This is a genomic window from Pseudomonas sp. (genome assembly GCF_035497915.1).
GTDB lineage: Bacteria > Pseudomonadota > Gammaproteobacteria > Pseudomonadales > Pseudomonadaceae > Serpens.
In genome coordinates, this window is the sequence record NZ_DATJCS010000009.1 from 1 (window position 1) to 20,065 (window position 20,065).

Genomic DNA, 20,065 nt, shown 5'->3' on the forward strand with positions numbered 1-20,065 from the left:
CGGTGCCCTGCAGCGGGTAGGTGTAGCCCGCGGTCAGGTTCACGCCGAGCAGCGAGCTGTCGTAGTCGGCCTTGGCCAGGGTGGTGGCGATGAGACGCTCGCCTTCGTTGGCGTTCTGGCCATAGGTCAGGCTGCCATCCATGAAGAAGCCGTTCTGGACGAAGCCGCTGTACAGGGTGAAGTTATGCCCCTGCACCTCGGTCTTGTTGCCACCTTCGGCATCCACATCGGTGTCCAGGAAGCTGTAGGCCAGACCCAGGGTCAGTTGCTCGTTCAGCTTGCCATCCAGGCCGACGGCGATACCGGTGGTGCTGGCGTCAAAACCGGCCACGCCATCACGCAGATCCTGGGTGGCGTCGCTGTTCAGCGCCTGCACCCAGACGCCGGTTTGCGCGAACGCACCGCCGGAAGACAGGCCGCGCGCGCCGCCGGTACGGCCGGCCGCCACGTTGCGGATCATCGCCTGACCGAAAGTGGCGGCCTGGCTGGCGCCGCCGCTGATTTCCGGGGCCAGTTGACGGGTATTCCGCGCCTGTTCAGCTTCACTGCCGCCAGTGAGGGCCAAACGAACCGGGTCGCCCGCCGGCAAGGATGCCAGCACATGATTGAACGCCGAGGCGGCCTTGGCAGCGTTGACTGCGCCCTTGTCGGCTTCGTTGCCGATTGCATCCAGAATCTCTGCCTCACCCTTGCCCGTCACGGTGGCAATGATCTGATTACCCTCGGACTTGTAGGTGTCGACAGTAAGGAGAATGGAGCTGCTTGCCACCTTCAGGCCGTTATCGACGAGGCTGCCTGCTTCGACAAGGGTGTATTGGCTGCCCTCGGCAGTGAAATCGCTACCCTTGGCCGCCAGTTTGATCTGTGAACCGTCGGAGAATTCGGCAGTACCTGTCACGAGCAGCAGCGGCTCGCTTTGCGAGGTTGCGGTGGACAGATTCATGCTGAGGATGGAGCCAGCGTGGACATCCAGGTTTCCTTCGATCCTGGTATGCGGTTGACCCAACCGCAGATGCCCCGCCTGGGTGGCGCTTCCCACAGACAACTGACCACCCTGCGCCATTTGAATGAGCGCCGACTCGTTGCCTTGCTGCCGATTGAAAGTGACATCGCCCAGCACATCAATTTTGGCCAGGCCAAGCAGATCGCCGCTGATGGTTCCTTGCTTCCATAGCAGATTTATCGGAGTCGGAGTCGTGCCCATATAGCCGGAGTAGTCAGCCTTGATCGCCGCGCGTCCCGATTGGGAAATAATGTCGCCCTGGTTGGAAATCACCAGCCCCTGGGTGCTGTTGGTAAATCCAATCCCTGCCGCATCAATGGAAATGGCCGTTTCGCCGCCCTCGATTCGGCCATTATTCACAATATGAGCATCATCGACGGCAAAGACGGTAGTCCTTTCACTCAGAGCCAAACCCACGCTACCCGCGCCGGCCGCCACAATATTGCCGTTATTTATAATCTGCCTAAAATGACTGTCTTCAAGGTAGATCGCTGTAGTTGAAATTTCATCGAAGCTTGAGATTTCTGAATTAACAACGCTGACGCCGTCAATGGATCTCCCGCTGGCCGTGATAGTGCCGCCATTTATAATGAAACCCAGCCTTACGTCCCTGAAATCGAGGCCTTTGGCATTTTCGCTTTCCGCCTGAACGAATCCCTTGTTATCGAAATTCTTATACTCGGTGCCCCTGCTTGTAGTCTTTTCAAAAGCGGTGGAGTCGATACCAATGCCAACCACCCCAAGGGTTTCGGTGTAATAAGACGATCCATCCCCATATGTTCGCTCATCCCCATTCCCGGTTACGGTGATTCTGCCTTCGTTGACCAAGGATCCGCCAACCAAAGTCCCCGAAATCAATATCCCGGCAGCTGCGGGGCCATTTACCGCTATCGAAGCCCTATTAATTATGTTGGCATGAACAATAGAGCTGTATTTTTCCTGCAGCGTAAAATTTATATTTTCCAGGGTTTTTTCGCCAATCAACGCTATCCCGAAAGGACCCCATCGATCCTCACCCTCATTATAAATATCGCCTTGCGCATTGAGCGTGCCATCAAAACTCAAGTTTGTAGCGATAACGCTGTCCCACAAACTGAAGGCGCCTGCGCCATTGCCCCTGACGTCAATATTGGCATTAACGCCCAGTCCGCCGAACGAGGTATCCAAGCCGTAAACGGCAGAAATCGGATCACTGTCGGTCAGGGCGAGGTTGCCGCTGTAGGAGCCGTTCAGGGTCCACAGCTCTGCATATCCGCTTTCAAAGACCAAGCCATTGTTGTCCAGCTTGATCGTCTGTGCCTGCGTGGACAGAGCGGCGCCGGCCACGGCGACAGCCAGCAACGTTTTACGAAACAGGGGATTCATAGACACTCCTAGTCCTTATTAATTGCACAAGGGCTGTGATATCACTTCGATATCAAAAGCTGGGAGTCTACCTTGTTTGGACGCAGCTCAAATGTGCGCTGCTTCGCATGGCCTAGAAACGCGAGGATGCAGCAGGCGGCTTCCTCGGCCAGGTAAGAACTAGGTAAATTCCTGCTGACATCCGCTCCGCCAGGTTTCCCGACGCTAGGATGGCCTCGCCTGCCCATCCCGGGCGATCCATTGAGGTGGCGTCCATGAAACCTATCCGTCTGGCCATCGGCCTCGGCGCCATGCTGGCCCTGGGCAGCTCCCTGGCGCTGGCGGCGCCGGGCTACGAGCAGTCGCACCAGCCGCCACCGCGTCATGCCGCGCCGCCGCAGCACCAGGCCCCTCACACCAGCCGGCATCCGGCCATGCAGTCCGGACCGCCGCCGCGCCAGCAGGCCCACCCCGGCGCCCGTGCGCACCAGCCACCGGTTTGGCATGTGCGCCCGGCGCATCAGGCGTCCCGTCCGCCCACGGATTTCCGGTCGGTGCGCGTGCAGATCCACGCCAACCGCCATCACATCGGCTACGGCCCAGCTGGGGGCGGCGCCTGAACACTCATCAGCACCGTTACGTGCCGCATTACCAGGGTTATGAATGGCGGCGCGCCGGCGGCGATCTGGTGCTGGTGGCGCTGACCACCGGCATCGTTCACGAGATCCTGCACGACGTGCTGCGCTGACGCCGGCCATCCCGCCAGCCGCACCTCCCGAACGGTGTCAGGTCTGTTGAGCTGACACTCACGGGAGGATCCATCATGTCCTGGTTCGGCAACCACTCATCATCGACCCAGACCGACGTCGAAGCGGAGCTGACGCGCCTGCGGCGCGCCCTGGAGGAACTGAGCCGCGAACACCTGCGCGGCCAGCACGGCTTGTCCGGCTTGCGCAGCCGGGCCGAAGCACTGTGGCAGGATCGCGACTGGCACGCCCGGGATCTGCTGGACAGCACCCGCGCGGCCGGGCGCGCGGCGCAGGACTGTGCCCGTCATCATCCGATGACCAGCGTGGCGCTGCTGCTGGGGATTGGCGCGGCGGTTGGCTGTTACTTCTATTGCCAGCGCCGGTCGCATCACGACAACTGGCGACGTAACGCCTGAAGCACCGGCTCGGCCAAAGGGCGCACGTCGCGCCAGAGGAAGAAGGCTTCCGCCGCCTGCTCGACCAGCATGCCCAGGCCGTCGCGGGTGAGGGCGCCGTGTGCGGCGGCCCACTGGTTGAAGGCGGTGGGTTGGGCGCCGTACATCATGTCGTAGCACAGGGTATGGCCGGGGCGGATCAGCTGCGGGTCAATCGGCGGCACATCGCCGGCCAGGCTGGCCGAGGTGCCGTTGACGATCAGGTCGAACGGCTCGCCCGCATAATCGAAGCCGCAGGCGCGCAGCGGGCCGAGGTCGGCGAACGCCTCGGCGAGGGCTTCGGCCTTGCCTGGGGTGCGGTTGGCGATCAGCAGTTCGGCCGGCTGCTCGGCCAGGAAGGGTTCGAGGATGCCGCGCACCGCGCCGCCGGCACCCAGGATCAGGATGCGCGTGCCGCGCAGCTCGACACCGGCGTTATGGGTCAGGTCGCGCACCAGGCCGGCACCGTCGGTGTTGTCACCGAGCAGGCGGCCATCCTCCAGCTTCTTCAGGGTATTCACCGCGCCGGCGCGCTGCGCGCGCGCGGTCAGCGTGTCGGCCAGGCGAAACGCCTCTTCCTTGAACGGCACGGTGACGTTGCCGCCCAGGCCGTCGCGGAAGAACGCGCGGGCAAATCCCCTGAAGTCGTCCAGCGGCGCCAGCAGCGCCTCGTAGGTCAGCGCCTGACCGGTCTGCTCGGCGAACATCCGGTGAATCAGCGGGGATTTGCTGTGGGCAATGGGATTGCCGAAGACGCCGTAGCGGTCCATCTGAAGCTCCGGAGAAAAGGGTTACGACGCCAGCCAGTCACGGCCGGTGAGGAAGTGTTCGGTCAACCGCGCTTCCTCGCTGCCCGGCTCGGGGTGCCAGTCGTAGCCCCAGCGCACCTTGGGCGGCAGCGACATGAGGATCGACTCGGTACGCCCGCCCGACTGCAGGCCGAACAGGGTGCCGCGGTCGAACACCAGGTTGAATTCCATATAGCGGCCACGCCGGTATTCCTGGAAGGCCTTCTGGGCCTCGGTGAACGGCGTGGCCTTGCGGCGCTGCACGATCGGCAGGTAGGCCTGCAGGTAGGCGTCGCCGATGGCGCGCAGGAAGGCGAAGCTGGTGTCGAAGTCCCAGTCGTTCAGGTCGTCGAAGAACAGCCCGCCGATGCCGCGCGGCTCGTTGCGGTGCTTGAGGAAGAAGTAGCGGTCGCACCATGCCTTGAAGCGCGGGTAGACGTCCGCGCCGAACGGCGCGCAGGCATCGTGGGCCACGCGGTGCCAGTGCACACAGTCTTCCTCGTGGGCGTAGTAGGGCGTCAGGTCGAAGCCACCGCCGAACCACCACACCGGCTCGGCGCCTGCCTTCTCGGCGCAGAACAGCCGCACGTTGGCGTGCGAGGTGGGCACGTGGGGGTTGTCCGGGTGGATGACCAGCGACACGCCCATGGCCTGGAAGCCGCGTCCGGCCAGCTCGGGACGGTGAGCGCTGGCCGAGGGCGGCAGGTTATCGCCGAACACGTGGGAGAAGTTCACGCCGCCCTTTTCGATCAGCGCGCCGTCACCGATCACCCGCGTGCGCCCACCGCCGCCGGCCGGGCGCTGCCAGGCGTCCTCGACGAAGCGCGCGCGGCCGTCTTCGGCCTCCAGGGCGGCACAGATACGATCCTGCAGATCGAGCAGGTAGGCTTTGACGGCATCGAGCGGGACACTCATGAACCCAGCACCTTGGCGTAGTAGGAAAACAGGCGCGAAAGCATACCATCCGTGCGGTTGACGCCGGAGGGCGTGCGAGGGTTGGATAGCAGCCCCTCAACCGACAGCGGAGATCCAGCATGGCCAAGCGTATCCAGTTCAGCGCCCACGGCGGCCCCGAGGTGCTCGAATACCGCGACTACACGCCCGCCGAGCCGGGTCCCCACGAAGTGCGGGTGCGCAATCGCGCCATCGGCCTGAACTTCATCGACACCTATTTCCGCAGCGGCCTGTACGTGCCGCCGGCACTGCCGTCCAGCCTGGGCACCGAGGGCGCCGGGGAGGTGGAAGCGCTGGGCAGCGCGGTGACCGGCCTCAAGGTCGGCGACCGGGTCGCCTACGCCACCGGCCCGCTAGGCGCCTACAGCGAGCTGCATGTGCTGCCGGCCGACAAGCTGGTCAGGCTGCCGGAGACCATCTCCTTCGAGCAGGCCGCCGCGGTGATGCTCAAGGGCCTGACCGTGCAGTACCTGCTGCGCCAGACCCATGAACTGCAGCCGGGCGAGTTCTGCCTGTTCCATGCCGCCGCCGGCGGCGTGGGTTCGCTGGCCTGCCAGTGGGCCAAGGCCATCGGCGCCAGGCTGATCGGCGTGGTCGGTTCGGCGGAGAAGGCCACACGGGCCGAGGCGCTGGGCGCCTGGGCGACCATCGACCGCAGCCGCGAGGACATCCGCCAGCGCGTGCTGGAACTGACCGGCGGCGCCAAGTGTCCGGTGGTCTACGACTCGGTGGGCCAATCCACCTGGGAGATTTCCCTGGACTGCGTGGCGTCGCGCGGCCTGCTGGTCAGCTTCGGCAACGCCTCCGGCGCGGTGACCGGGGTCAACCTGGGCGTACTGGCGCAGAAGGGCTCGCTGTACGTCACCCGCCCGACCCTGGCCGGCTACGCCAACACCCCAGACCGTTTGCAGGCGATGGCCGACGAGCTGTTCGGCATGATCACCAGCGGCCGGATCCAGGTGGAGATCAGCCAGCGCTACGCGCTTGCGGATGCCGCCCAGGCGCAGACCGCGCTGGCGGCGGGGGAGACGGTGGGCTCGACGGTTCTGGTGCCGTAGGTATTGCCGAAGGGGGAAACCGTAGGCATCCATCGCGGCTGAAGCCGCTCCTACAGGGTTCGTGCAACCGTAGGATGGACAGCGTTTGCCTGGTCCACCAACGCGCCGGCACGGCGCGCTCGGCGGCCAGAACAGCGCTGACCGCCCTACGGAACGTGCACGGCGGGGTGCGTGCCGATCAGGACGGGCGGATTACCTTGCCGGTGGCCAGATCGCGGATCAGGCTGGGGTTGCGCCGACCGCCGAGTGGGCCACCCAGCAGGCCATCCAGCTGGCCGTGGAAGTACTGCTCGACGCGCAGGCGGCTGCGCGCCGAAGGCCGCCCGGCCGGATTCGCCGAGGTGGACACCAGCGGTCCCGTTTCAGCACACAACCTGCGCACCAGCGGATGGTCGCTGACGCGCAGCGCCACGCTGGCGTGCTGCCCGGTGATCCAGGCGGGCAGGCGGTTCTGATGCGGCACCAGCCAGGTGTTGGGGCCTGGCCAGGACTCGGCCAGGCGCAGCAGCCATTCGCCGGGCAGGTCGTTGAGCAGGAAATCGAACTGGGTGGCGCGGGCCGCCACCAGAATCAGCCCCTTGTGCATGGGCCGCGACTTGAGCGCCAGCAGACGGCGCACCGCCGCCTCGTTCCAGGGATCGCAGCCCAGGCCCCAGACCGCTTCGGTCGGATAGGCGATCACCCCGCCACCCTTCACCACGCCCGCCACCTGGCGGATGCGCCAACTGCTGTTCATGCCACTCGCTCTACCGAAAAAACCGGGCGCGCAGTGTACCGCAAGCGTCACGGGCGTTGCGGGCGGCTCGACGCCGCGCCGCTCACTCGCCCAGGCCACTCCAGATGCCCGCCTGGCAGGCCACCCGGCCATTGATTTCCAGCTCGGTGAGTTCGGCCAGCACCCGCGCCATCGGCCAGCCGCTGGCCACCGCCAGGGCTTCGCTGCTGTGCGGGGCGGCCCACAGCAGGGCGAGCAAGGGGTGCTCCGCCTGGTCCGGCTGCGGCGCGGCGGGTTTCGGCGGTATGACGCGTTGCCAGCCGCGCAGTTGCTGGAGGATATCCTCGACGCCTTCCACCAGACTGGCGCCATCGCGGATCAACTGATGGCAGCCGCGCGCGCCCGGATGCTGAATCGAACCCGGCACGGCGAACACCTCGCGACCCTGCTCGGCGGCCAGCCTGGCGGTGATCAGCGAACCGCTGGAGGGGCTGGCCTCGATCACCAGCACGCCCAGCGACAGCCCGCTGATGATGCGGTTGCGGCGCGGAAAGTTGGCCGGCAGGGGCGGCGCATCCAGCGGCAGTTCGGAGACCAGCGCGCTGCCCTCGGCGCGCATGCGCTCGGCGAGCCCCCGGTGCCGGGTCGGATAAAGGTGCCGCAGACCGGAGCCGAGCACGCCGATGGTGCGCCCGCCGACCCGCAACGCCGCCTCATGGGCGGCACCGTCGATGCCCAGCGCCAGCCCGCTGGTGACCACGAAACCGCCACCGGCCAGCTCGCGCGAAAAGCGCGCCGCGCATTCCAGTCCCGGCCGCGAGGCGCGCCGGCTGCCGACGATGGCCAGTTGCGGGCGCTCCAGCAGGGCCGGATCACCGGCGATGAACAGCAGCGGCGGCGCGTCGTCCAGCTCGGCGAGCAGGGCCGGATACTTGGGATGGTCCCAGCACAGCAGGTGCTGGTCGGGCTGCTCGAGCCAGGCCAGGGTGGCATGGGCGCACTGGCGCACTGGCGGGCTGCGCCGCGCCTCGGCGCATACGGCGGGCAAGCCCAGCGCGCGCCAGGCGGAAGCCGGGGCGCTGAGGGCGGCGCTGGCGCTGTCGAAGGCTTGCAGCAGGCGCCGGTAGCGGCGCGGCCCCAGCTCCGGCAAGGCATGCAGGCGCAGGCGCGCTTCCAGTTCGGCAGGCGAGGGTGGGTGGCTCATGCGATCGTCCCTGATCGGCAGATGGATGGATCAGGGCAGGATAGACGGGAGCGGAAATTGTGGGGGCGGGCCTATCCGGCGGCCAGACCTACCCGGCGGGATCATCCCGGCCAGAGGTCGGCCCCCGATGCACAACCGCAGCCCCGTCGGCCGGCGTGAAGCCGGCCCCACAGGGTAGGGCGATGTCCTCGTCGTCGTGGCCGAAAAAAAACCGCTCCGCCAGAGGCGAGAGCGGTCGGGGTAAATCCCTGCGAACCGGATCAGGGATTGCGAACCTTGTCGAGCACCGCCATCTGCCGGGTGGCCTGCAGGATCAGCCCGTAGCTGAGCTTCTCGTAGCTGCGGAACACCATCAGCAGACCGGCGCGCTCGTCGGGAATCTTCACCTGCTCGCCGGTGAGGCGGTCACGCACCGTCTCGCCGGTCTTGTAGATGGCCAGCACGTTGCCTTCACTCACACCGTCGCGGCGCCCCTTGTTGAGGGTCACTACGTCGTACAGGCCGATCTGCGTCACGCCGCGCGGCACGTCGAGAATCAGGCCGTCGACGGTCTGCAGCGGCTCGCTGGGCATGAAGGAGGAGGTCAGCGCCCGTTCCTCGGTGGAGAACAGGCGGTCGGCGATGCGGATTTCCTGGGTGGAACGGCTCAGGCGCAGGGTGGTGATGTCGCCTTCCTCGCCGATACGCTGGCCGGTGCCGATGTCGTCGGCGTTGATGCCCAGCACCTCGCGGGTGACCGGGTCGACATAGGTGCGGCCCTGGCGGTAGATGCCATATACCGGCTCGGCGTTGGGGAAGTGGCCGCGCGCATAGACACGGTCGTCCTTGCCGCTGATCACTCGCTCGGCGTTGCCGGCCACGATATAGGGCGCACGTTCGAATTCATCGGCGCTGTCGACGATGCGGTTGGCGAGCAGGAAGCTGTTGATCGCCTCCAGCGGAATCGGCGCGATGGCCTCGACCATTGGGGTGCTGCGCATCTGGGGCGAGAGCTTGACGGTGCCGCGCGAGGCGCCGCGCTCCAGGGTCAGGCGCGGCTGGCCGTCCACGTAGACCAGGCTGAGCACGTCGCCCGGGTAGATCAGGTGCGGATTTTCCACCTGCGGGTTGACGTGCCAGATCTGCGGCCATTTCCACGGCAGGTTGAGAAACCGCGCGGAGATATCCCACAGGGTGTCGCCCTTGACCACCGTGTAGCGCTCCGGGTGGCCGTCTCGCAGCTCGACCTGGGCTTGGGCCAGGGCGCCGCCGGTCAGCAGCAGCAGGGCGAGTAGTGTTTTCCTCATGAGCTGAATCCCTTTATCATGTGGCTCCGCGCGAAACTGCCCGGCCCCGTCTCGAAGCCTTGAAAACCGTGGGCTGCAGGCACTTTTGCACCGCTGCCGGATCTTAGCAGCGGGCCTTTTTCCAATTGCATACCTGTTTCACAAACGCTTATGGCCATTCTCAACATCCTCGAATTCCCCGATCCGCGGCTGCGCACCCTCGCCAAGCCGGTGGACGTGGTCGATGACAGCATTCGTCAGCTGGTCGACGACATGTTCGAGACCATGTATGCCGCCCCCGGCATCGGCCTGGCAGCGACCCAGGTAAACGTGCACCTGCGCGTGGTGGTGATGGACCTGTCCGAGGACCAGTCCGAACCCCGCGTGTTCATCAACCCCGAGTTCGAAGCACTCACCGACGAGATGGAGCAGTACCAGGAAGGCTGTCTGTCGGTGCCCGGTTTCTATGAGAACGTCGACCGCCCGCAGAAGGTGAAGATCAAGGCGCTGGACCGCGACGGCCAGCCCTACGAGCTGATCGCCGAAGGCCTGCTGGCCGTGTGCATCCAGCACGAATGCGACCACCTCAACGGCAAGCTCTTCGTCGACTACCTGTCGCAGCTCAAGCGCGACCGCATCAAGAAGAAGCTGGAAAAACAACATCGCCAGCAGGCGTGATCCGAACCCAAAGGCTTGCTTCGGCAAGCCTTTTTCGTCAGTGAGCTCCCATGCGTATCGTCTTCGCCGGCACCCCCGAATTCGCCGCCCAGCACCTGCAGGCCCTGCTTGAGGCAGGCCGCCAGGTGGTAGCCGTCTACACCCAGCCCGACCGCCCGGCCGGGCGTGGCCAGAAGCTGATGCCCAGCCCGGTGAAGCAACTGGCGGTCGAGCACGGCATCCCGGTCTTTCAGCCGCAGACTCTGCGTGATCCGGCCGCCCAGGCGGAACTGGCCGCACTGCAACCCGACCTGATGGTGGTGGTCGCCTACGGGCTGATCCTGCCGCAGGTGGTGCTGGATATTCCGCGTCTGGGCTGCATCAACAGTCATGCCTCGCTGCTGCCGCGCTGGCGCGGCGCGGCGCCGATCCAGCGCGCGGTGGAGGCCGGCGATGCCGAATCCGGCGTGACCGTGATGCAGATGGAAGCGGGCCTGGACACCGGACCGATGCTGCTCAAGGTCAGCACGCCGATCGGAGCCCAGGATACCGGCGGCACGCTGCATGATCGTCTGGCCGAACTGGGCGCGCGCGCCATCGTCGAGGCCGTCAATGGGCTGGAGGCTGGCACGCTCAGCGGCGAAGCGCAGGACGATGCGCTGGCCTGCTACGCCCACAAGCTCAGCAAGGACGAGGCGCGCCTGGACTGGAGCCGCCCGGCCGTCGAACTGGAGCGGCAGATCCGCGCGCTGCACCCGTGGCCGATCTGCCACAGCAGCCTGTCTGGCGAAGCGGTGAAGGTGCATGCCGCGCAACTGGCCGACGGCACTGGCGCGCCGGGCACGATTCTCGACGCCGGCAAGGACGGCGTGCGCGTGGCCTGCGGCCAGGGCGCGCTGCTACTCACCCGCCTGCAGTTGCCGGGCGGCAAGCCGCTTGCCTTCAGCGATCTGTACAACAGCCGCCGCGAGCAGTTCGCCGCCGGCCTGGTGTTCGGCGCATGAATCCGCGGCTAGCGGCCGCCCAGGCCCTGGCGGCGGTGCTGCAGGGCCGCGCCTCGCTGGGCAGCAGCCTGCCGCCGCTGCTCGAGCGCGTCGAAGTCCGTGATCGGGGGCTGGTGCAGGAGCTGGCCTTCGGCACTGCCCGCTGGCAACCGCGTCTGGCGCTGCTGGTCGAGAAGCTGCTGGAGAAACCGTTCAAGGCCGCCGACCGTGATGTCGAAGCCCTGTTGCTGGTCGGCCTCTATCAATTGTTCTACACCCGCGTTCCGGCGCATGCGGCCATCGGCGAAACGGTCGGCTGTTCGGACAAGCTGAAGAAGCCCTGGGCCAAAGGCCTGCTGAATGCCGTGCTGCGCCGTGCGCAGCGCGAAGGCGAGGCGCTGTTCGCCGAGCTGGAACGCGACCCGGTCAGCCGCACCGCCCATCCGCGCTGGCTGCAGAAGCGCCTGAAGGCCGACTGGCCGGAACACTGGGAAGCCATCTGCGCAGCCAACAACCTGCATCCGCCGCTGATCCTGCGCGTCAACCGCCGCCACGGCAGCCGCGACGCCTATCTGGATGAACTGCGCGCCGCCGGACTGGAAGCGGAGCCCTGCGCGTTCAGCCCCGACGGCATCCGTCTGCTGCAGCCCTGCGACGTCACCGGCCTGCCGGGCTTCGCCGAAGGACGGCTCAGCGTACAGGACGAAGCCGCACAACTGGCCGCCGGCCTGCTGGAACTGGCCCCCGGTCAGCGCGTGCTGGACGCCTGCGCCGCGCCGGGCGGCAAGACCTGTCATCTGCTGGAACGCGAGCCGGGCCTGGGCGAAGTGATCGCCCTGGACGCCGAACCGCTGCGCCTGACCCGCGTGCGCGAGAACCTTGAACGCCTGCGCCTGCAAGCCACGCTGGTCGCCGCTGACGCTCGCGACACCGCCGCCTGGTGGGACGGCAAGCCGTTCCAGCGCATCCTGCTCGACGCACCCTGTTCAGCCACCGGGGTGATCCGCCGCCATCCGGACATCAAGCTCACCCGCCAGGCCGAGGACATCAGTGCCCTGGCCACTCTGCAGGGCGAACTGCTGGACGCCCTGTGGCCGACCCTGGAGGTGGGCGGCATCCTGCTCTACGCCACCTGTTCGGTGCTGCCGGAGGAAAACAGCGCTAACATCGGCGCCTTCCTGGCCCGTACCCCAGGCGCGCGCGAACTGGGCATTCCCGGCGACTTCGGCCTCAAGCCGGCGCATGGCCGCCAGTTGCTGCCGCAGCCGGACGGCCACGATGGTTTCTACTACGCCAAGCTGATGAAGATCGCCGCTGGCCCACGCGGCTGATTCTCTGACGGCCAGGCCCAATCCACCCGCAAACGGAGCACAACGGTGAAGATCATCATTCTCGGCGCGGGGCAGGTGGGCGGCACGCTGGCCGAGCACCTGGCCAGCGAGGCCAACGACATCACCGTGGTCGATACCGATGGCGACCGCCTGCGCGAACTGGGCGATCGCCTGGACATCCGCACCATCCAGGGCCGCGGCTCGTTTCCCACCGTGCTGCGCCAGGCCGGCGCCGACGACGCCGACATGCTGGTGGCGGTAACCAACAGCGACGAGACCAACATGGTCGCCTGCCAGGTGGCCTACACCCTGTTCCACACCCCGACCAAGATCGCCCGGGTGCGCGAGCCGGCCTACCTGACCCGCGCGGGCCTGTTCGACAATGAGGCCATTCCGGTCGACGTGCTGATCAGCCCGGAACAGGTGGTGACCAACTACATCAAACGCCTGATCGAATACCCCGGCGCCCTGCAGGTGATCGACTTCGCCGACGGCAAGGCGCAACTGGTGGCCAGCCGGGCCTACTACGGCGGGCCGCTGGTCGGTCAGCAGCTCAAGGAGCTGCGCGCCCACATGCCCGGCGTGGACACCCGTGTGGCGGCCATCTACCGGCGCAACCGGGCCATCGTGCCGCAGGGCGACACAGTGATCGAGGCCGACGACGAGGTGTTCTTCATCGCCGCGCGCGGCAACATCCGCGCGGTGATGAGCGAGCTGCGGCGCCTGGAGGACAGCTATCGGCGCGTGGTGATCGCCGGCGGCGGCAACATCGGCGAACGCCTGGCCGAGGCCATCGAGAGCCGCTACCAGGTGAAGATCATCGAGAAGAGTCCGGCGCGCTGCCGCCACCTCTCCGAAGTGCTGGACAGCACCATCGTGCTGCAGGGCAGCGCCTCGGACCGCGACCTGCTGCTGGAAGAGAACATCAACGACGCGGACATGTTCCTGGCACTGACCAACGACGACGAGGCCAACATCATGTCCTCGCTGCTGGCCAAGCGCCTCGGCGCGCGCAAGGTCATCACGCTGATCAACAACACCGCGTATGTCGATCTGGTGCAGGGCGGCGAGATCGACATCGCCATCAGCCCGCAGCTGGCCACCATCGGCACCCTGCTCACCCACGTGCGCCGGGGCGACGTGGTCAGCGTGCACTCGCTGCGTCGCGGCGCCGCCGAGGCCATCGAGGCCATCGCCCACGGCGACGCCAAGTCCAGCAAGGTGGTGGGCCGGCGCATCGGCGAAATCGCCCTGCCGCCGGACACCACCATCGGCGCGGTGATCCGCGACGAGGAAGTACTGATCGCCCACGACGACACGGTGATCGAGTCCGGCGACCACGTGATCCTGTTCCTGATGGACAAACGCCATATCCGCGATGTGGAACGGCTCTTCCAAGTGGGGCTGGCATTCTTTTAAGGTGGGCGGGTCCGCAGGGAGACCGCCGTCATGCTCGCATCGCTGGAAAACATGCTCGCCAAGGGAATCGACAACCCGCTGCTGCGCTTCGGGCTCGGCAAGGGCTATCTGGATGCCGGCGATCCGGCCAGGGCCGCCGAGCATCTGCGCCGCTGCGTGGCGCAGGATCCCAAGTATTCCGCCGCCTGGAAGCTGCTGGGCAGGGCGCTGCAGGCCAGTGGCGACCTCGACGGCGCACGCCAGGCCTGGCAACAGGGCCTGCAGGCGGCGCAGGGTCACGGCGACAAGCAGGCCGAGAAGGAAATGACCGTGTTCCTGGCCAAGCTGGACAAGCCAGCGCGCCAGTAAGAGCGAGTCGAGGGGCTGGTAGGGTGGTCAACGCAACACGTTGGCCACGGCGGCCGGAACAGCGCCGATCGCCCTACACCTGAGCTGTGGCCGGGCGCCCCGGCAGCAGCCGCATCAGGGTGTTGAGCAGCATGCCATACAGCGGTACGAACAGCGCCAGGCTGATGGCCAGCTTGATCACGTAGTCCACCGTGGCGATTTCCACCCAGTTGGCGGCCATGAACGCGTTGCTGCTGTTCCAGAAGGCCACCGAGAAGAACACGAAGGTATCCATCAGCGTGCCCAGCGTGGTCGAGGCGGCGGGCGCCACCCACCACTGACGCAGGCGCCGCAGGCGGTCGAACACCTGGATGTCCAGCCATTGACCGACCACATAGGCGGCAAAACTGGCCAGCGAGATGCGCAGCACGAAATCTTTGAATTCCAGCAGGGCATCCACGCCCCGGTAGGCGCCTTCCTGGAACAGCACCGAGACTCCGTAGGAGGCCAGCAGCGCCGGCAGCATGACGCGGGCAATTACCCGGCGCGCGGCCTGCTTGCCGAGCAGGCGCACGGTCAGGTCGGTGGCCAGGAAGATGAACGGGAAACTGAACGCGCCCCAGGTGGTGTGCCAGCCGAACAGGCTGACCGGCAACTGCACCAGGTAGTTGCTGACGATGATGATGAGGATGTGAAACACGATCAGCACGGCCAGCGCGCGCTGGACGGCCAGGGTAGGCAACGGCATCGGATGATCCTTTTTTTGAGCTGGGGTGAGGGAACCCATGAGTGCCCGTGGAGGCGCGGGCGGCATTCTAGCGATTTTTCCGGCGCGGCGGGAGCCGCGCGTCATTCGAGAATGTAGAGCAGCCCGGCACCGTGCTCGTCGGTGCGCTGGATCTCCATCTCCAACACCGGCGCCGGGGTCGGCAGGCCCTGGATCTGCGCCTTGAGGCGCGAGCCCACAGGCAACCGCCCCAGCTCGCGCAGCTCGATGTAGATGCCCACCGTGGAGAAGTCGCGGGTGCTGGCATCCCTTTCGCCGAAGCTCTCGTGCCAGACGCGAATCTGCCACTGCAGCGGCGTGCGCGAATGACGGCGGCGATTGCCGCCAGCCTCGGTCAGTACCACTTGGCTTCACCCTCGGGGCGCTGCTTGAAGCGCTTCATGGTCCACATGTACTGGTCCGGGTACGCGCGGACATAGCGGCCGATGACCTCGCTCTGCGCCGCCACGGCGGTTTGCGCATCTTTGCTGTACATCGCCTCCGGGGCTGCTTCAAAAATGACCCTGAAGCCCGAGCCGTCCGGCAGGCGCAGCGCATGCAGGAACACCGCCTCGGCCTTATAGCCGCTGATCATGCCGTGCACGAACTTGCTGGTCAGCGCCTGGGCGCCCAGGAAGGGCACGAACAGGCCGCTGCTGCGGCTCGGCTCCGGGTCGGCCGGAATGCCCACCTGTCCACCGGCGCGGACTTCCTTGAGAACGCTGAGGATACCTTCCTTGGTGGAGGGCGCCGCGCGGTTGCCCATCTGCGTGCGCTGCTTTTGCAGAAGGTCATCCAGTGCCTGGATCTTGGGAGGTCGGTAGAAGACCACCGGTTTGCAGTGCGAACTGTAGAAGTGGTTGAGCACTTCCCAGTTGCCCAGGTGGCTGGTGATGCCGACCACGCCCTTGCCGGAGGCCAGGGCGTGCTCCAGCACGTCCAGCCCTTCGACTTCGCGTACCAACTGCAGGGTGCGCCGCGGATGCCAGATCCAGGCGCAGGCGCTTTCGGTAAAGGTCTTGCCGGTGCCTTTGAGGGCGTCGCGCAGCAACTGTTCGCGGGCCGCCGCGTCCAGTTCGGGGAAGCAGTGGGCGAGGTTGATGCGCGCCACCTCGCGGGAACGGTTCGGCAGGCGATACATCAGCACACCCACGGCCGAGCCCAGCGCCTGCACTGCGCGCCAGGGCAGCAGGGCCAGCAGTCTCAGGAAACCGACAGCCAGGGCTCCCTTGATTCTTTCCACACGCGCTTCCTCATGAAAAAAAGACGGCATTTCGACACTGTTAAACGGTCATTGCAAGAACATGGCCAGCCGCTATCAGGCGGGCGGCAAGAATCAGGCAACGGGGCGGGCGGCGCAAGCGCGATCCCTGGCGCGCCGACTAGCGCGGCGGGCGGCTGAGTTCGGCGTGACGCGGACAGTCCAGGGTGTGATCCATCACCATGCCGGCCGATTGCATCAGCGCATAGCAGATGGTCGGCCCGACGAAGCTGAAGCCGGCCTTCTTCAGCGCCTTGCTCATTGCCTCGGCCTCGGGCGTGAACACCGGCACTTCGCCGGTATGCACGGGGTGATGGATGTGCGGCTGGCCACCAACGAACGACCACAGCCACTCGGCGGGAGAGTCCAGACGCAGCCAGGCCTGGGCATTCTGCCGCGCGGCGCGCAGCTTTAGGCGATTGCGGATCAACCCGGGATCCTGCAACAGGCTCCCGATGTCGGCATCGCTCAGCGCGGCCAGCCGTTGCGGGTCGAATCCGTGCAGAACCTGACGCAGATAGTCACGCCGGCGCAGCACGATCAGCCAGGACAGTCCCGCCTGAAAGCCTTCCAGCACCAGCAACTCGAACAGCACCGCCGGGTCGCGCTGCGGCACGCCCCATTCCTCGTCGTGGTAGCGGATGTAGATCGGATCGTCAGTGCACCAGGCGCAGCGTGGCATCGGTGTTTCCTAGCGTCGTGGGCCAGTCTATCGGATATACTTCGCGGCTTTGAACGTCGCCGAAGCGCCTTTCGCCGTGGCGCTTTCTCCCGCATCAGCACAGGTGAAATTCCGTGAGCCAGACTACGCCCGCCGTGCGCACCTTCCAAGACCTGATCCTGGCCCTGCAGCAATTCTGGGCCGAACAGGGCTGCGTGATCCTGCAGCCCTACGACATGGAAATGGGCGCCGGCACCTTCCACACCGCCACCTTCCTGCGCGCCATCGGTCCGGAAACCTGGAACGCCGCCTATGTGCAGCCGTCCCGCCGGCCCACCGATGGCCGCTACGGCGAGAACCCCAACCGTCTGCAGCACTATTACCAGTTCCAGGTAGTGCTCAAGCCGAACCCGGCGAACATCCAGGAGCTCTACCTGGAATCGCTGCGCCGCATCGGCGTGGACACCCTGGTGCATGACATCCGCTTCGTCGAGGACAACTGGGAATCGCCGACCCTCGGCGCCTGGGGCCTGGGCTGGGAAGTCTGGCTCAACGGCATGGAAGTCACCCAGTTCACCTACTTCCAGCAGGTCGGCGGCGTCGAGTGCTATCCGGTGACCGGCGAGATCACCTACGGCCTGGAACGCCTGGCCATGTACCTGCAGGGCGTCGATTCGGTATACGACCTGGTCTACTCCGACGGCCCGTTCGGCAAGGTCACCTACGGCGACGTGTTCCACCAGAACGAGGTGGAACAGTCCACCTACAACTTCGAGCACGCCAATGTCGACAAGCTGTTCGAGCTGTTCGACCACTACGAGTCCGAAGCCAACCGGCTGATGGAGCAGCAACTGCCGCTGCCCGCCTACGAGATGGTCATCAAGGCCTCGCACAGCTTCAACCTGCTGGATGCGCGCCGCGCCATCTCGGTGACTGCGCGCCAGCAGTACATCCTGCGCGTGCGCACCCTGGCGCGGAACATCGCCCAGAGCTACCTGCTGGCCCGCGCGCGCCTCGGCTTCCCGATGGCCACCCCCGCACTGCGTGACGAAGTCCTGGCCAAGCTGAAGGAGGCCGAATAATGAGCGCTCAAGATTTTCTGGTCGAACTGGGCACCGAAGAGCTGCCCCCCAAGGCGCTCAAGAGCCTGGCCGAAGCCTTCCTGGCCGGCATCGAGAAGGGCCTGAAGGACGCCGGCCTGGCCTATGCCGCCGCCTGCTACTACGCCGCGCCGCGCCGTCTGGCCGTGCAGGTGAGCCAGCTGGCGGTGCAGCAGCCCGACCGTGAAGTGAACCTCGACGGCCCGCCGGTGCAGGCTGCCTTCGACAAGGACGGCAACCCGACCCAGGCCGCGCTGGGCTTCGCCCGCAAGTGCGGCGTGGAGCTGTCGGTAATCGACCGCAGCGGCGCCAAGCTGCGCTTCTCCCAGCGCATCGCCGGCCAGCCGGCCAGCGCGCTGCTGCCGGGCATCGTCGAAGCGTCGCTGAACGCCCTGCCGATTCCCAAGCGCATGCGCTGGGCGGACCGCAAGGAAGAGTTCGTGCGCCCGACCCGCTGGCTGGTGATGCTGCTCGGCGACAGCGTGATCGAGTGCGAGATCCTCGCCCAGAAGGCCGGACGTACCTCGCGCGGGCACCGGTTCCACGCCAACCACGACGTGCGCATCAGCCGCCCGGACAGCTATGTCGAGGACCTGCGCAGCGCCTACGTGCTGGCCGATTTCGCCGAGCGCCGCGCCAAGATCGAGGCGCGCGTCAGCGAGCTGGCCAAGGCCGAGAACGGCAGCGCCATCGTGCCGCCGGCGCTGCTCGATGAAGTGACCGCGCTGGTCGAATGGCCGGTGCCGCTGGTCTGCTCCTTCGAGGAACGTTTCCTCGCCGTGCCGCAGGAAGCGCTGATTTCCACCATGCAGGACAACCAGAAGTACTTCTGCCTCCTGGACGCCCACGGCAAGCTGCTGCCGCGCTTCATCACCGTGGCCAACATCGAGTCGAAGGACCCGGCGCAGATCGTCTCCGGCAACGAGAAGGTGGTGCGCCCGCGCCTGACCGACGCCGAGTTCTTCTTCAAGCAGGACAAGAAGCAGAAGCTGGAAACCTTCAACCAGCGCCTGGCCAACGTGATCTTCCAGGCTCAGCTGGGCAGCGTGCTGAACAAGGCCGAGCGCGTCTCCGCGCTGGCCGGCTTCATCGCCGAGCGCATCGGCGGCGACGCCGAGAAGGCGCGTCGCGCCGGCCTGCTTTCCAAGTGCGACCTGGCCACCGAGATGGTCGGCGAATTCCCCGAAATGCAGGGCATCGCCGGCTACTACTACGCCAAGCACGACGGCGAAGCCGAAGACGTGGCCATGGCGCTGAACGAGCAGTACATGCCGCGCGGTGCCGGCGCCGAGCTGCCGCAGACGCTGACCGGCGCCGCCGTGGCGGTGGCCGACAAGCTGGATACCCTGGTCGGCATCTTCGGCATCGGCATGCTGCCCACCGGTTCCAAGGATCCCTACGCCCTGCGGCGCGCCGCCCTGGGCGTGCTGCGCATCCTGATCGAGAAGGGGCTGGACCTGGATCTGGTCGAGGCCGTGGAATTCGCCGTCGCCCAGTACGCCGACAAGGTCAAGGCCGCCGGCCTGGCCGAGCAAGTGCTGGAATTCGTCTTCGATCGCCTGCGCGCCCGCTACGAGGACGAAGGCATCGACGTGTCCACCTACCTGTCGGTGCGCGCGGTGCAGCCGCGTTCGGCGCTGGACTTCGACCAGCGCGTGCAGGCCGTGCAGGCGTTCCGTGCGCTGCCGGAAGCCGGCTCGCTGGCTGCGGCCAACAAGCGCGTTTCCAACCTGCTGAGCAAGCAGGAAGGCCAGCTGCCAGCCGCCATCGAGGCCCGCTACTTCGACCACGCCAGCGAGTTCTCGCTGAACGCCGCCATTCAGCATGCCCTGCAGGACGTGCAACCGCTGGCGGCCGCGCGCTGCTACCGCGAGGCGCTGGAACGCCTGGCCGCGCTGCGCGAGCCGGTGGATGCGTTCTTCGATCAGGTGCTGGTCAACGCCGAGGACGCCAGCGTGCGCGCCAACCGCTATGCCCTGCTCGCGCAGCTGCGCGGCCTGTTCCTGGGCGTGGCGGACATCTCGCTGCTCGGTTAAGTGACGCCAG

General features: G+C 66.4%; 21 protein-coding genes. 11 read left to right on the top strand and 10 right to left on the bottom strand.

Going from position 1 to position 20,065, the window contains the following annotated elements; all coding sequences use genetic code 11:
- Positions 1-2,368: autotransporter family protein (locus VL129_RS02565; RefSeq protein ID WP_325409752.1), on the bottom strand; the 2,368-nt coding region annotated here is incomplete at its 3' end.
- A 254-nt stretch (positions 2,369-2,622) separates the two neighbouring features.
- Here VL129_RS02565 and VL129_RS02570 point away from each other — a divergent pair.
- The 3 genes from VL129_RS02570 (at position 2,623) to VL129_RS02580 (ending at position 3,512) form a co-directional block, all read left to right on the top strand.
- A complete protein-coding gene (locus VL129_RS02570) occupies positions 2,623-2,967 on the top strand; it encodes a hypothetical protein (RefSeq protein ID WP_325409877.1) in 345 nt (114 codons plus the stop codon).
- A complete protein-coding gene (locus VL129_RS02575; RefSeq protein WP_475491195.1) occupies positions 2,964-3,095 on the top strand; it encodes an RcnB family protein in 132 nt (43 codons plus the stop codon). Before VL129_RS02570 ends, VL129_RS02575 begins: the two co-directional genes overlap by 4 nt.
- A 75-nt stretch (positions 3,096-3,170) precedes the next feature.
- A complete protein-coding gene (locus VL129_RS02580) occupies positions 3,171-3,512 on the top strand; it encodes a DUF883 domain-containing protein (protein WP_325409755.1) in 342 nt (113 codons plus the stop codon).
- Here VL129_RS02580 and aroE read toward each other — a convergent pair.
- Together aroE and hemF are read right to left on the bottom strand one after the other, a co-directional pair.
- Positions 3,485-4,300, bottom strand: a complete 816-nt coding sequence (gene aroE, locus VL129_RS02585; protein ID WP_325409757.1) for a shikimate dehydrogenase — start codon at positions 4,298-4,300, stop codon at positions 3,485-3,487. The genes VL129_RS02580 and aroE overlap by 28 nt on opposite strands.
- A 21-nt stretch (positions 4,301-4,321) precedes the next feature.
- Positions 4,322-5,233, bottom strand: a complete 912-nt coding sequence (gene hemF, locus VL129_RS02590) for an oxygen-dependent coproporphyrinogen oxidase (protein WP_325409759.1) — start codon at positions 5,231-5,233, stop codon at positions 4,322-4,324.
- A 119-nt stretch (positions 5,234-5,352) separates the two neighbouring features.
- Between hemF and VL129_RS02595 the strand changes: the two genes are divergently transcribed.
- On the top strand, positions 5,353-6,330 hold the full coding sequence (locus VL129_RS02595; RefSeq protein WP_325409761.1) for an NADPH:quinone reductase: 978 nt from the start codon (positions 5,353-5,355) through the stop codon (positions 6,328-6,330).
- Positions 6,331-6,508: 178 nt separating this feature from the next.
- Here VL129_RS02595 and tsaC read toward each other — a convergent pair whose 3' ends face one another.
- From tsaC to VL129_RS02610, 3 genes are all read right to left on the bottom strand, one after another.
- Complete coding sequence (tsaC, locus tag VL129_RS02600; RefSeq protein WP_325409763.1) at positions 6,509-7,066, bottom strand: L-threonylcarbamoyladenylate synthase type 1 TsaC; 558 nt, start codon at positions 7,064-7,066, stop codon at positions 6,509-6,511.
- An 82-nt stretch (positions 7,067-7,148) separates the two neighbouring features.
- Complete coding sequence (gene dprA, locus VL129_RS02605) at positions 7,149-8,249, bottom strand: DNA-processing protein DprA (RefSeq protein ID WP_325409765.1); 1,101 nt, start codon at positions 8,247-8,249, stop codon at positions 7,149-7,151.
- 260 nt (positions 8,250-8,509) lie between these two features.
- Positions 8,510-9,535, bottom strand: a complete 1,026-nt coding sequence (locus VL129_RS02610; protein ID WP_325409767.1) for a LysM peptidoglycan-binding domain-containing protein — start codon at positions 9,533-9,535, stop codon at positions 8,510-8,512.
- 150 nt (positions 9,536-9,685) lie between these two features.
- On the opposite strand from VL129_RS02610, the gene def reads away from it, so the two are divergent.
- From def to VL129_RS02635, 5 genes are read left to right on the top strand one after another with little or no spacing between them, the layout of a single operon-like run.
- Positions 9,686-10,192 (top strand): peptide deformylase, encoded by a 507-nt coding sequence (def, locus tag VL129_RS02615; protein WP_325409768.1) that lies wholly within the window; start codon positions 9,686-9,688, stop codon positions 10,190-10,192.
- 50 nt (positions 10,193-10,242) lie between these two features.
- The gene (gene fmt / locus VL129_RS02620; RefSeq protein ID WP_325409770.1) at positions 10,243-11,175 is read left to right on the top strand and encodes a methionyl-tRNA formyltransferase; all 933 of its coding nucleotides are present in this window, start codon (positions 10,243-10,245) and stop codon (positions 11,173-11,175) included.
- A complete protein-coding gene (gene rsmB / locus VL129_RS02625; protein WP_325409772.1) occupies positions 11,172-12,485 on the top strand; it encodes a 16S rRNA (cytosine(967)-C(5))-methyltransferase RsmB in 1,314 nt (437 codons plus the stop codon). The genes fmt and rsmB overlap by 4 nt, the downstream gene beginning before the upstream one ends.
- Positions 12,486-12,530: 45 nt before the next feature.
- Positions 12,531-13,904, top strand: coding sequence for a Trk system potassium transporter TrkA (gene trkA / locus VL129_RS02630; protein ID WP_325409774.1), 1,374 nt, complete (start codon positions 12,531-12,533; stop codon positions 13,902-13,904).
- Positions 13,905-13,934: 30 nt separating this feature from the next.
- Complete coding sequence (locus tag VL129_RS02635; RefSeq protein ID WP_325409776.1) at positions 13,935-14,252, top strand: tetratricopeptide repeat protein; 318 nt, start codon at positions 13,935-13,937, stop codon at positions 14,250-14,252.
- A 73-nt stretch (positions 14,253-14,325) separates the two neighbouring features.
- On the opposite strand, the gene VL129_RS02640 is transcribed toward VL129_RS02635, so the two are convergent.
- The 4 genes from VL129_RS02640 to VL129_RS02655 all read right to left on the bottom strand — a co-directional run bounded on the left by VL129_RS02640 (position 14,326) and on the right by VL129_RS02655 (position 16,940).
- Positions 14,326-14,979 (bottom strand): 7-cyano-7-deazaguanine/7-aminomethyl-7-deazaguanine transporter, encoded by a 654-nt coding sequence (locus VL129_RS02640; RefSeq protein WP_325409778.1) that lies wholly within the window; start codon positions 14,977-14,979, stop codon positions 14,326-14,328.
- A 101-nt stretch (positions 14,980-15,080) separates the two neighbouring features.
- Entirely contained in the window at positions 15,081-15,362 is a 282-nt protein-coding gene (locus tag VL129_RS02645; RefSeq protein WP_325409779.1) for a PilZ domain-containing protein, read from the bottom strand.
- Positions 15,353-16,240 (bottom strand): lysophospholipid acyltransferase, encoded by an 888-nt coding sequence (locus tag VL129_RS02650; RefSeq protein ID WP_325409781.1) that lies wholly within the window; start codon positions 16,238-16,240, stop codon positions 15,353-15,355. Before VL129_RS02650 ends, VL129_RS02645 begins: the two co-directional genes overlap by 10 nt.
- 139 nt (positions 16,241-16,379) lie before the next feature.
- Positions 16,380-16,940 carry a DNA-3-methyladenine glycosylase I gene (locus VL129_RS02655; protein WP_325409783.1) on the bottom strand — a complete coding sequence of 187 codons (561 nt, stop codon included), beginning with the start codon at positions 16,938-16,940 and terminating at the stop codon, positions 16,380-16,382.
- A gap of 113 nt (positions 16,941-17,053) precedes the next feature.
- Here VL129_RS02655 and glyQ point away from each other — a divergent pair, with 113 nt between their 5' ends.
- Together glyQ and glyS are read left to right on the top strand one after the other, a co-directional pair.
- Complete coding sequence (glyQ, locus tag VL129_RS02660) at positions 17,054-18,001, top strand: glycine--tRNA ligase subunit alpha (protein ID WP_325409785.1); 948 nt, start codon at positions 17,054-17,056, stop codon at positions 17,999-18,001.
- A complete protein-coding gene (gene glyS / locus VL129_RS02665; protein ID WP_325409786.1) occupies positions 18,001-20,055 on the top strand; it encodes a glycine--tRNA ligase subunit beta in 2,055 nt (684 codons plus the stop codon). The genes glyQ and glyS overlap by 1 nt, the downstream gene beginning before the upstream one ends.
- Positions 20,056-20,065 lie beyond the last annotated feature (10 nt).